Raw genomic sequence first — 12,485 nt, 5'->3', positions numbered from 1 at the left:
CCTAAAACAGCGCCAGCATTTGTGCTGGATTCTCCTCTGCCTTCACTTTACCAAAGGCTTTTACAATTACCCCATCTTCATCGATGAGATATGTGGTTCGAACCACTCCCATGCTAACCTTACCATAATTCATTTTTTCCTGCCAGACATCATATGCCTGAATACAGGTAAGTTCCGTATCAGAAAGCAATGTAAATGGTAGTCCATTCTTTTCCTCGAATTTTTTATGAGATGCCACACTGTCCTTACTCACCCCAAGAACCACAGCTCCCTTTTCTTGAAACTGCGGATACAACTCTCCAAAGTTGCAAGCCTGCTTGGTGCAGCCCGGAGTATTGTCCTTTGGATAGAAATATAAAATAACCTTCTTACCCTTGAACTCCTCCAACGTGTGCATCAATCCATTTTGGTCCGGCAATGAAAATGCTGGTGCTTTTGTTCCTGTCTCTAACATGATCTGACCTCCTGATTCTTATGATAAGCATAAAATCCTTTTATTCCGTTTTTCTAGTATTTATTTCACTATTACAACTTCCATCATTGCCTATACTTCTATATCACTATGCCATCGCAGTGGTCGATTTCATGTTGTATAATCTGTGCAAACCATCCGGAATACTTCTGACACAGTTTATTGAAATTTATATCCTGAAACTCCACCTCGATATCCTTATATCTGGTGGTCTTGCGAACTCCAATCAAGGAAAGACAGCCTTCCTCCGTCTCGTACGCGCCAGACTTCTTTATAATCACTGGATTAATCATAGCAACATTAGCAAAACCCATACTCACTGCTATTATTCTCTTCTTGACACCAATCATGTTAGCCGCCATTCCTACACAGCCTGCTTCATTCGCTTTTAAAGTATCAAGCAAATCCTGAACTACCTGCTTGTCCGCTTCCGTTGCCGGTTCTGACTTCTGATTCAGGAAGACGACATCCTTCATTACTGGTCTAATCATTACAAACCTTCTTTCATTTGCTCAAGATAGTTGTATTACAGAACATTCTTCTCACAAGACATTAACGTATATTTACCCTACGGTACAATTATGCTAATGCCTATCTTTATTTACTGTATTGTTTACTTTTCCGTTTTAATAGGTCTAATTGGCATAACTTTTCTGCACTTCTGCCTCAGGCTTTCTGCAATAGAGTTATTACCTCAACATGTGTTGATGCTGTAATACAGATTCTTAAAAAACGCATTTTGCCCTTGGCGTATACATTATATCGACTAATACTTATAGAAAAAAGGTACCCGTTGCAGCCTTGAGCTTATCTACTTGCATTTACTTATTACTCCAACGGGTTACCAACCAATTTAATGACTCCTGCAAAGATGCAACTGTTTTTGTTTCAATCACACACCTGCAATGATTGCGCCTGGCAATATTAAGCTTTTCAAGTTAATTAATATTTCCATCACCGAGAATTAGGTGATAATTTTTCTGTATTACTGATAGTTCTCCCATTTATCATAAGCGAAATTCAGTTCTTTTTCCATAGTTTCTTTTTTTAAGAATAGTTCCTGTAAATATTCGAAATTGGAATTATTATTATTTATCTCTTGTTCCAATGCTTTTAATGCAGCTTCTATGGCTGCAATCTCATTCTCAAGAATATCTGACTTTTGCGTATTCAATTTCCTGGATTTGTTATCCGTTCTGCTGTATTGATTCATTTCTACCCCAATGGAAGGCTTCTTTTCATATGGCTTTTGGGGCTGTTCCTTCTTATAACGCTTATCATCTTCATAAACCTTTAACCGGTTGCTTAGACCTCTAGCCTTTTCGTTTGACTGATCCTCAAATTTTCCCGCCTTTTGCAATTCTTCCTGATAATACGTATAATCTCCCGGATAAGTAATAAGATGGTTATTTTCAAATGACATGATTTTACCTGCAACTTTATTTATAAAATACCGGTCATGGGATACAAATAACAGGGTTCCTTCAAATGCGGTTAAAGTTTCCTCCAGCACTTCCCTGGAATCAATATCCAAGTGATTGGTAGGCTCATCCAGAATCATAAAATTCACTTTTTCAAAGGTTAAAGAACATAACCTTAACCGGCTCTTCTCCCCACCGGATAAGAATCTTATTTTCTTATGGACATCATCTTTAAAGAATAATACTCTTGCTAGCTGGTTTCTGGCAGCTTCATAAGTAATATTGTGAAAACCAGAAAAGTACTCAAGTATGGTCTGGTCTTCATCTTCAAAAACAACCTGTTGAGGGAGATAACCGATTTTAACCTGAGCACCAATTTTTACCGTACCGTAATCTGGTTTTAATTCTCCTAATATCAGCTTAAGCAGGGTAGATTTGCCGCAGCCGTTTCTCCCGATAATGCAGGCACTATCCTGATAATAAACTTTCATATCAATGTCTTTTAGTAATACCGTATCACCAAAACTTTTACTTAAGTGATTGGTTTCTAATACCATTTTTCCGGAACGGTATGTGCTATCCTGATTAAGGCGCACCTTCCTGCCTTCAAGGACCGGTTTATCCAATACTTCAATCTTTTCCAGACGTTTTTCCAATTCCTTTGCCCGTTTAAACATCGTTTCACTGTCTCTCATATTTCCCCAGATACGGTAACGCTCAATCTGTTTCTCCATCTGTTCGATCTTTTTCTGCTGGTTGATATAATTCCTATAGTCAATTAAGAACCGTCTCTCTTTTTCCAGTACATAATAACTATAATTCCCCATGTAAATATTAGCCCGGCTAAACTCTAACTCCACGATTTTCATGGCAACATTATCCAGAAAATATCTGTCATGGGATATAATCAGAACAGAACCTTTATACTCCTTTAAAAAGCCCTCCAGCCATTCTGTGGTTTCTAAGTCCAGATGGTTGGTAGGTTCGTCAAGAAGCAGAATATCTGGCTCCTCAAGAAGTATCTTCGCCAAAATCACTCTGGTTTTTTCTCCGCCGCTTAAACTGTGAAATGGCAGTTGCTTTAAAATATCATTAATTTTAAGTCCCTCTGTAATCTTATTAATCTTCGTTTCCAGCTCATATCCTCCGGCTATCTCATACTCCTCCGTGAGCCGTCCGTAACTTAACAGTGCTTTTTCAAGCTTCTCACCCGAAGAAGTCTGAAACACCCCTTCAAGCTCTGATAACCGTCTCTTCAAATCAAAGACTTTTTGAAAAGCCATGCGGATTACATCAATCGCTTTGGTATCCTCACTGTAAACAGGTATCTGATTTAAATACCCCACCTTAATCCCTTTACGAAGATTTACCTCTCCTGCCTGATAATCTTCTGAAACCTCCTCCCCATACGAAGCTTCCCCAACTTGCACTTGCCCGGTATCCTCAAACCACCCTTGTAAATTTAAGTTACTTTCCTTAAACCTGCCCATAATAATCTTCATAATTGTAGTCTTCCCACACCCATTTTTACCAATTAACCCAATCCTCTCCCCAGTTTTCACCTCAAAGCATATCGTTTCAAATATCTTGTTCGCTCCATAAAATTTCGTTAAATTATTAATACTTAATTCTATCATGACTCTACCTGACCTTTCTTATAATTAAACTCTGCCTTTACCCTTTACTTAAAAATGAACGCAAAAAACCCAAAGCCAATAAGCTTTGGGTTGCTAATTTTAATTATCACCGTAATAACAAATGATATTAATCTGAATACTCCAAAAACCTTATATGGTTAACTTTGAATCTATTAAATTTGGACGCACTTCTAGCCTTAACTTGAAATATTGCGATCATAATAGATTCCAATTTTACCCATTTAAGTATGGAGTTCATATTTGTTATTACCTTTCCTAGTTTAAAAATACTATATTTCCTTTATAATAAGCGAAAACACATATCCCGTCAAGGTGTTTTTCTGGTTTTTCCTGTTCTATACATGAGGGGGGCAATATATGGTATTAATAAAACAAATATAAAGAAAAAGTGTATTAAGATACTCCATATTCCCCCTCGTTAATTCCCCAATGACTCACCGTGATACTATTTCTGTTGTTTGAACTTACCTTTCCGAGTTTGAAATTAATAAACGGAATACTATAATCCTTGAACATTTTTTCCAAAGTTTTATATCTTTTAATCCCAACGATATTATCCTCTGATTTTAATCTGAGACCCGGCTGACCCCGGCTTTTCGCGATATATCATATAACGGTTTACATTGCCGATGTGACATAAAGCTGCATAAGGTTTCATGCAGTTCTAGCAAGGTATGCTTTTTATTTCCATATTATTCTCCGATCTCCACAACTTAATATCTAATTTATGTTAATTAATTTATTTTCTATTCCAACCTTTTATGTAATCTCTTTTACCACAGGTATCACTTCCCATATTTTTGATAAGAAAATTATACCACCTGGTAGATGCAATCAGATACCTCAAAAATCATTGAGAAATAATAATGAGCCAAGATTAAAAGAGAATGTGCCATTTCGAATTTTCTCCACAGTACAAATATAAAAGCATCTTTGATTACTTCAAAGTTCCCCACTGTTAGATATTTTCTCGGCTGTTTTAATTCTTCTACTGCATTGGGTACAAAATTAAAAACAGACTCCCAGAACATTCTGTAAAAATTCTGGGAGTCAATACTTCTTCAATATATTCTATGCATTTGCTTTGATTACATCTGTTTAAGATGTAAATCTTTATCGGCATAAACAGAAATTCAAACCACTATTTTCAAGTAATATCAATTACTTAGAAATTAATTTATTGTAGCTACCTTTTATTTTACCATATAGAGGCTATAGCGTACATTATGGTTTGTTATTTTGTGCGACAAATTTCGACACAAATCTCACAATGCCTTGTTGTTGCAATTCTGATGACCAGAGTACATGATAATCAATTATAGCATGGAAACTCTCATATAATATCTAATTTAGTATAACAAAAACTGCTTAACTTCTATATTATATCATTCATTATGAATAGTAATATTTTTTAAATTGCTTTTATATTGTTGTAAGTTGTCATCATGAAAAAAATGTATAGTTGCTAAATATATTCTAAAAGCCTTTACATAATTTTCTTTATCAGACTTGTTTTTTAAAGGTGCTTCTATGTATATATTTTTTTTGTCGTTTATCTCTTTATTAGACCAATCGCTTATTTCAAATGAGTAATCCGGAGCTGATTACACCATCTGTCCGGACTATGGAAACCGTTATTCCGTTTTAAAGGAAACCGACATTTCGGTGTTGGAAACCATTTAAACATAAAAGTCTTATAATGAAATCATGCACCCTGTCGGTGTAAATTCATTATGGGAGGTCACTATCATGACCAAATATCGAGAGATTTTAAGACTACATAGTCTACATCTCAGCCAACAGAGTATTGCAGATAGCTGCAGTGTCTCTAAAAAAACCGTCAACAGTGTTCTTAAGAAAGCCAGCGAATTAAATATTTCATGGCCACTCGATAAGAACCAGACCGACGAAGTCCTTGCTGGAATTCTTTTTCCAGAAAAAGGCAAGCATATCGAAGCATCGAATAAACGTATGCCTGATTATGCTTACATCCGCAAGGAGCTACTCCGCAATGGCGTTAGTAAAAAGCTCCTGTGGACTGAATACATGGAGGATTGCCGATTAAATGGCGATGAGCCTTTGATGTATTCCCAGTTCTGCTATTATATCCAGCAGGATGAGCAGAAACACCGTGCAACCATGCACATCAATCGTAAACCTGGTGAACAGGTGGAAGTGGATTGGGCTGGTGATCCAGCTCACCTCATCGATCCAGATACGGGTGAAATCATAAATGCTTACGTTTTCGTTGGTGTTATGACCTATAGCCAATACGTGTATGCAGAAGCATTCATTGATGAAAAGCAACCTGCGTGGATTAGAGCACATGTTCACATGTATCAGTTCTTTGGTGGTGTTGCTAAGATTCTGGTTCCTGACAACTGCAAAACAGCAGTAATACATAATAATAACTGGAATGATCAACGAATCAATGCCACATATCAGGAAATGGCTGAACACTATGGTACTGCTATTATTCCAGCCAGAGTGCGTGCACCTAAGGACAAGCCAAATGCAGAAGGATCCGTCGGAAATATTTCCACCTGGATTATCGCTGCACTACGTGATGAACAGTTCTTTTCACTTGCAGAATTAAATCGTGTGATACGTCAGAAACTAGAAGAATTCAATAAAAGGCTCTTTCAAAAGAAAGAAGGTAGCCGATTGGAACTCTTCCGCGACGAAGAACTGCCATTGCTGGCTCCCCTACCTGCTACCTCTTTTGAACTGGCGGACTGGAAACAGGCCACTGTTCAGTTCAATTATCACATATCCATTGATGGAATGCTATACTCGGTTCCATATGAATACATTAAACGCAAGGTAGATGTCAGGGTAACAGATACTACAATTGAAATTTTCTACAACCACAACCGCATAGCTTCTCACAAAAGACTTCATGGCAGAAAAGGTCAGTATGATACGATCCTGGAACATATGCCAGAAGACCACCAGAAATATCTGGAGTGGAACGGTGACCGTTTCCGTAAGTGGGGTGAGCGGATCGGTAACAATACGTACAAGGTAGTGGATGCAATCCTTACCTCCAAACGTGTGGAACAACAGACTTATAAAGGCTGTATGGGACTTCTTAAGCTTGCTGATAAATACTCAGTAGAGAGATTAGAAGCTGCCTGTGAAAAGGCTCTCAGCTACACAGCAACGCCTAGCTACAAAAGTATTAAAAACATACTCACCGCGGGGCATGACAAATCTGTTGATACTGATTTTGGAACAAAATCAGCAAACACACAAAACAAGTATGGCATCACAAGAGGTGCCGACTATTATCGGAGGTAAACACTTATGACAAACCAAAGTACGATTGATAAATTAATAGAAATGCGTCTTAGCTCTATGGCAGATGCATTCCGTAATCAGCTAAATGATCCAAAGATGAAAGAAGTTTCCTTCGAAGACCGCTTTGGTATGCTGACCGACATCGAATTCAGCAGCCGTAAGAATAATCGACTGAAAAGACTGATTCATAACGCTGGATTCGACCAGACTGAAGCAAGTATCATGGATATCGATTATACTTCAGGACGCAAGCTGAACAGAGAACTCATAAGGAGACTTGCTGCTTGCGAATATATATCTGAACACCGTAACTTATTTATTACTGGTGCAACAGGTAGTGGTAAGACTTACATGGCATGCGCGTTCGGTATGGAAGCATGTAAGCAGTATTACAATACTAAATATGTACGTCTCCCAGATCTTTTGATTGAGCTGGAGATGTCAAGAAATGAAGGTACATACAAAAAGGTCATGGCGAAATATGCCAATCCACTTCTTCTTATCATTGATGAATGGCTCTTGCTCAAACCAACTGACAATGAACAAAAAGATATATTTGAACTTCTGCATAGGAGACGTAAGAAATCATCTACGATTTTCTGCTCCCAGTATCTGCAGGAAGGATGGTATGAACAGTTAGGTGGTGAATCCAGTCCTCTGGCTGATGCCATTCTGGATCGTATTGTTTATGATGCCTATAAAATTAATATCCAAAGCATTGATCCTTCAAAGGATATCTCAATGCGAGAGGTATACGGACTAGACAAAAACATGAGCGAGTAAACTCGCATAAGGTGGTTCCCATGTTCCGGTCAATCGGTTCCCGATTTCCCGGAACTGCGGTTTCACCGCACAAGAATATTCATTTCAAAAGCAAATTTACAATTTTCTATATCAAATACGATGCTAATATAATACTCTTTATTATCATGATAAAGAGTATATCTTATTTCACCATTTGTAAGTATCGAAAGTAATCTTGCATCAATTATCTCTGTTACATACCATACCAATTCATAGTACACTTGCAAGTCACCTATAGTAGGAACTTTGTACTCATGTTCTAGCTTATTTCTAATGCTATTTAATTTATTTATTGATTTAGGAGATAATATGCCTATATCAGATAAAAACTTTGTTTTCTGCTCAAATTTCAAATTATTTTTATGGAATATTTTCTTCAAATTAATGCTTTCTAAAAAAATATCTATTTGACAATCTATTGCTCTTTTTAAATTCGATACAGTATTGACCTTATCGCTTAAAGTATTACTATTAAGCCCCGTTTCAGCGATATCTAAAAATTCTGTTGGTGTAATTTCATAAGTAGGGATTATCATATCCGCACCCATACTTGCATCACATTCTATAGCATCACAAAATATTATCTTACTTATAATGGCTGAATATTCTTGTGCGGTGAAACCGCAGTTCCGGGAAATCGGGAACCGATTGACCGGAACATGGGAACCACCTTATGCGAGTTTACTCGCTCATGTTTTTGTCTAGTCCGTATACCTCTCGCATTGAGATATCCTTTGAAGGATCAATGCTTTGGATATTAATTTTATAGGCATCATAAACAATACGATCCAGAATGGCATCAGCCAGAGGACTGGATTCACCACCTAACTGTTCATACCATCCTTCCTGCAGATACTGGGAGCAGAAAATCGTAGATGATTTCTTACGTCTCCTATGCAGAAGTTCAAATATATCTTTTTGTTCATTGTCAGTTGGTTTGAGCAAGAGCCATTCATCAATGATAAGAAGAAGTGGATTGGCATATTTCGCCATGACCTTTTTGTATGTACCTTCATTTCTTGACATCTCCAGCTCAATCAAAAGATCTGGGAGACGTACATATTTAGTATTGTAATACTGCTTACATGCTTCCATACCGAACGCGCATGCCATGTAAGTCTTACCACTACCTGTTGCACCAGTAATAAATAAGTTACGGTGTTCAGATATATATTCGCAAGCAGCAAGTCTCCTTATGAGTTCTCTGTTCAGCTTGCGTCCTGAAGTATAATCGATATCCATGATACTTGCTTCAGTCTGGTCGAATCCAGCGTTATGAATCAGTCTTTTCAGTCGATTATTCTTACGGCTGCTGAATTCGATGTCGGTCAGCATACCAAAGCGGTCTTCGAAGGAAACTTCTTTCATCTTTGGATCATTTAGCTGATTACGGAATGCATCTGCCATAGAGCTAAGACGCATTTCTATTAATTTATCAATCGTACTTTGGTTTGTCATAAGTGTTTACCTCCGATAATAGTCGGCACCTCTTGTGATGCCATACTTGTTTTGTGTGTTTGCTGATTTTGTTCCAAAATCAGTATCAACAGATTTGTCATGCCCCGCGGTGAGTATGTTTTTAATACTTTTGTAGCTAGGCGTTGCTGTGTAGCTGAGAGCCTTTTCACAGGCAGCTTCTAATCTCTCTACTGAGTATTTATCAGCAAGCTTAAGAAGTCCCATACAGCCTTTATAAGTCTGTTGTTCCACACGTTTGGAGGTAAGGATTGCATCCACTACCTTGTACGTATTGTTACCGATCCGCTCACCCCACTTACGGAAACGGTCACCGTTCCACTCCAGATATTTCTGGTGGTCTTCTGGCATATGTTCCAGGATCGTATCATACTGACCTTTTCTGCCATGAAGTCTTTTGTGAGAAGCTATGCGGTTGTGGTTGTAGAAAATTTCAATTGTAGTATCTGTTACCCTGACATCTACCTTGCGTTTAATGTATTCATATGGAACCGAGTATAGCATTCCATCAATGGATATGTGATAATTGAACTGAACAGTGGCCTGTTTCCAGTCCGCCAGTTCAAAAGAGGTAGCAGGTAGGGGAGCCAGCAATGGCAGTTCTTCGTCGCGGAAGAGTTCCAATCGGCTACCTTCTTTCTTTTGAAAGAGCCTTTTATTGAATTCTTCTAGTTTCTGACGTATCACACGATTTAATTCTGCAAGTGAAAAGAACTGTTCATCACGTAGTGCAGCGATAATCCAGGTGGAAATATTTCCGACGGATCCTTCTGCATTTGGCTTGTCCTTAGGTGCACGCACTCTGGCTGGAATAATAGCAGTACCATAGTGTTCAGCCATTTCCTGATATGTGGCATTGATTCGTTGATCATTCCAGTTATTATTATGTATTACTGCTGTTTTGCAGTTGTCAGGAACCAGAATCTTAGCAACACCACCAAAGAACTGATACATGTGAACATGTGCTCTAATCCACGCAGGTTGCTTTTCATCAATGAATGCTTCTGCATACACGTATTGGCTATAGGTCATAACACCAACGAAAACGTAAGCATTTATGATTTCACCCGTATCTGGATCGATGAGGTGAGCTGGATCACCAGCCCAATCCACTTCCACCTGTTCACCAGGTTTACGATTGATGTGCATGGTTGCACGGTGTTTCTGCTCATCCTGCTGGATATAATAGCAGAACTGGGAATACATCAAAGGCTCATCGCCATTTAATCGGCAATCCTCCATGTATTCAGTCCACAGGAGCTTTTTACTAACGCCATTGCGGAGTAGCTCCTTGCGGATGTAAGCATAATCAGGCATACGTTTATTCGATGCTTCGATATGCTTGCCTTTTTCTGGAAAAAGAATTCCAGCAAGGACTTCGTCGGTCTGGTTCTTATCGAGTGGCCATGAAATATTTAATTCGCTGGCTTTCTTAAGAACACTGTTGACGGTTTTTTTAGAGACACTGCAGCTATCTGCAATACTCTGTTGGCTGAGATGTAGACTATGTAGTCTTAAAATCTCTCGATATTTGGTCATGATAGTGACCTCCCATAATGAATTTACACCGACAGGGTGCATGATTTCATTATAAGACTTTTATGTTTAAATGGTTTCCAACACCGAAATGTCGGTTTCCTTTAAAACGGAATAACGGTTTCCATAGTCCGGACAGATGGTGTAATCAGCTCCGGATTACTCATAATGGCGTCTAAACTTGTTAATTCTATCATTTCATTCTCCTAAAAGTATAATTTATCAACGTCGTATAAATTAGCTCTATTAATTAATTCTATTCTATATTTTATCATGATAATAATTATTTGTCGTTATATAAAATTAAAAGATGTATATATTTTCTAAGCAGCTTAAAGCCGTTATCAAAACATATACATCTTTACATTATTATAACACTATTTATTTAGAGAACTCATTCTTTTCTTCAGTATATTAATTAATGTTTCTATTGAACCGTCCTTTTGAAAATCTATGTATCTACAATCCTGCACCAACGGCGGCATTTCATCATGTGGAATATCAAAATTCAATATAATAAGTTTTTTATGAGAATCTCGCATTCTTCGTTGTATAAAATCAACTAAAATAAATCTGTTAGTGCTTATGCATAAATAGCAACTGGAATAATAATTGCTGACGGTCCTTTAATTTCAGACCTAATATTCGGCAAATTATACTGTTGCAAATCATCGTTTTTAAAAGCAGATAAAAGTTCATTCAGGCTAGTTTCATCCAATATGTTCAAAGTTGTCTTTCTAAGTAAATTAATACTGTCCTCTGAATTATGACAAACTTTTATTACTTTTCCTAAAACTTTAAAATGTCCACCTATTATTTCTGAAATGTTGTCATTAGATAAGTATTGTTCTTGTACAGACAGTACCAATGTTCCTCTCTCATTTTCTAATATAAAATCAATAGTTCCTGAATGTTTCAATTCTTCCAAGAAGCTTTTTATCTGTTTAACAGTAACATTTTCATTTGCCTTTTGGACTGCCGCACTTTTCTTGTTACCCAATTCGGGCTTCTCTGAAAAAATTTCAATCATTTTAAAAACGTCAATTATTTTTTCCATCATATCAATCATAGGATTTTTCTGCAATTCACCTTCTATTTCAATAAAATCCCCAGCATTTATATCTGCTATATTTAAATCTGCTCCTGCACAATATGATATCAATTCATTTTCTATTAATTTTGTTCTAAATTTTGATAACAGCGATACATTAGTATGCACTTTCTCTAATTTTGTTTCTGAAGTATCACTATTGCTCTTTCCTTTTTCAATACTACCTTCTAATTGAATTTTCAGTAATTTATCAAGTATAGCCTTAGTTGAGATACCCCCGCCAACTTTAACCTCGGTATTTCCGCTAGATTGAAATGACGAACTAACTTCACTTACCATAGAAAAACCATCTTCAATTATTGCAAGCATATCTATAACTGTCTTCTCATTTAAATATACCGGAATAATTAATTGCCCTTTTTCAATCTTATTTTTCATATTGCCCCCTCTTTCTTAATACCTGTTTAATTTGTTCACTTAAAATAAATTAATATATGTATATTATTCCATTGTTGTTATACTATGTCAATAGATGTTATTAAAAATGCAAAGCCTATCCCAGTATAGACTTTGCACAATAATACTTATAATCTAATTTCAATTTCTACATTGTAACTCGCTACATTTTTCGAGTTAATAAAACGCACGTCTCCAGTGTGTTGAGGCTGTAATACAGATTCCTGAAAAACGTATTTTGCCCTTGGCGTAGACATCAATTTGACTAATACTTTAGAACAAAGATACCCGTTGGGGCTTTCGCCAGGCAG

General features: G+C 37.1%; 9 protein-coding genes. 2 read left to right on the top strand and 7 right to left on the bottom strand.

What is annotated here, in order from left to right; genetic code table 11:
* Position 1: 1 nt before the first annotated feature.
* The 3 genes from bcp to abc-f form a co-directional block, all read right to left on the bottom strand.
* Positions 2 to 454: a thioredoxin-dependent thiol peroxidase gene (gene bcp / locus ACHZES_RS23045; protein ID WP_395547684.1), complete on the bottom strand. Its 453-nt coding sequence runs from the start codon at positions 452 to 454 to the stop codon at positions 2 to 4.
* Positions 455 to 552: 98 nt separating this feature from the next.
* A complete protein-coding gene (locus ACHZES_RS23040) occupies positions 553 to 963 on the bottom strand; it encodes a peptide deformylase (protein WP_395547685.1) in 411 nt (136 codons plus the stop codon).
* A 494-nt stretch (positions 964 to 1,457) separates the two neighbouring features.
* Positions 1,458 to 3,530, bottom strand: coding sequence for a ribosomal protection-like ABC-F family protein (gene abc-f, locus ACHZES_RS23035; RefSeq protein WP_395547686.1), 2,073 nt, complete (start codon positions 3,528 to 3,530; stop codon positions 1,458 to 1,460).
* Between the two features lie 1,770 nt (positions 3,531 to 5,300).
* Between abc-f and istA (ACHZES_RS23030) the strand changes: the two genes are divergently transcribed.
* A complete protein-coding gene (gene istA / locus ACHZES_RS23030) occupies positions 5,301 to 6,851 on the top strand; it encodes an IS21 family transposase (RefSeq protein WP_395549405.1) in 1,551 nt (516 codons plus the stop codon).
* A gap of 6 nt (positions 6,852 to 6,857) precedes the next feature.
* The gene (istB, locus tag ACHZES_RS23025) at positions 6,858 to 7,634 is read left to right on the top strand and encodes an IS21-like element helper ATPase IstB (protein ID WP_395549404.1); all 777 of its coding nucleotides are present in this window, start codon (positions 6,858 to 6,860) and stop codon (positions 7,632 to 7,634) included.
* Between the two features lie 62 nt (positions 7,635 to 7,696).
* Here the strand turns inward: istB (ACHZES_RS23025) and ACHZES_RS23020 are convergent, their stop codons facing one another.
* The 4 genes from ACHZES_RS23020 to ACHZES_RS23005 all read right to left on the bottom strand — a co-directional run bounded on the left by ACHZES_RS23020 (position 7,697) and on the right by ACHZES_RS23005 (position 12,156).
* The gene (locus tag ACHZES_RS23020) at positions 7,697 to 8,203 is read right to left on the bottom strand and encodes a hypothetical protein (RefSeq protein WP_395549410.1); all 507 of its coding nucleotides are present in this window, start codon (positions 8,201 to 8,203) and stop codon (positions 7,697 to 7,699) included.
* A gap of 133 nt (positions 8,204 to 8,336) precedes the next feature.
* Positions 8,337 to 9,113, bottom strand: coding sequence for an IS21-like element helper ATPase IstB (gene istB, locus ACHZES_RS23015; protein ID WP_395549404.1), 777 nt, complete (start codon positions 9,111 to 9,113; stop codon positions 8,337 to 8,339).
* A 6-nt stretch (positions 9,114 to 9,119) separates the two neighbouring features.
* Positions 9,120 to 10,670 carry an IS21 family transposase gene (istA, locus tag ACHZES_RS23010; protein WP_395549405.1) on the bottom strand — a complete coding sequence of 517 codons (1,551 nt, stop codon included), beginning with the start codon at positions 10,668 to 10,670 and terminating at the stop codon, positions 9,120 to 9,122.
* Positions 10,671 to 11,250: 580 nt separating this feature from the next.
* Entirely contained in the window at positions 11,251 to 12,156 is a 906-nt protein-coding gene (locus ACHZES_RS23005; RefSeq protein ID WP_395546914.1) for a hypothetical protein, read from the bottom strand.
* Between the last annotated feature and the right edge of the window lie 329 nt (positions 12,157 to 12,485).

Source organism: Lacrimispora sanguinis (assembly GCF_044987295.1).
Lineage (GTDB): Bacteria > Bacillota > Clostridia > Lachnospirales > Lachnospiraceae > Lacrimispora > Lacrimispora celerecrescens_B.
The sequence above is the reverse complement of the archived record's forward strand: the minus strand, read 5'-3'. Positions and strand labels throughout refer to the sequence as shown.

What these genes read in the sequence shown, in the direction of transcription:
- abc-f (WP_395547686.1), bottom strand. Translation starts at nt 3,530, where the DNA reads ATGATAGAATTAAGTATTAATAATTTAACGAAATTTTATGGAGCGAAC.
- istA (WP_395549405.1), bottom strand. Translation starts at nt 10,670, where the DNA reads ATGACCAAATATCGAGAGATTTTAAGACTACATAGTCTACATCTCAGC.
- ACHZES_RS23040 (WP_395547685.1), bottom strand. Translation starts at nt 963, where the DNA reads ATGATTAGACCAGTAATGAAGGATGTCGTCTTCCTGAATCAGAAGTCA.
- bcp (WP_395547684.1), bottom strand. Translation starts at nt 454, where the DNA reads ATGTTAGAGACAGGAACAAAAGCACCAGCATTTTCATTGCCGGACCAA.
- ACHZES_RS23005 (WP_395546914.1), bottom strand. Translation starts at nt 12,156, where the DNA reads ATGAAAAATAAGATTGAAAAAGGGCAATTAATTATTCCGGTATATTTA.
- istA (WP_395549405.1), top strand. Translation starts at nt 5,301, where the DNA reads ATGACCAAATATCGAGAGATTTTAAGACTACATAGTCTACATCTCAGC.
- ACHZES_RS23020 (WP_395549410.1), bottom strand. Translation starts at nt 8,203, where the DNA reads ATGGGTGCGGATATGATAATCCCTACTTATGAAATTACACCAACAGAA.
- istB (WP_395549404.1), top strand. Translation starts at nt 6,858, where the DNA reads ATGACAAACCAAAGTACGATTGATAAATTAATAGAAATGCGTCTTAGC.
- istB (WP_395549404.1), bottom strand. Translation starts at nt 9,113, where the DNA reads ATGACAAACCAAAGTACGATTGATAAATTAATAGAAATGCGTCTTAGC.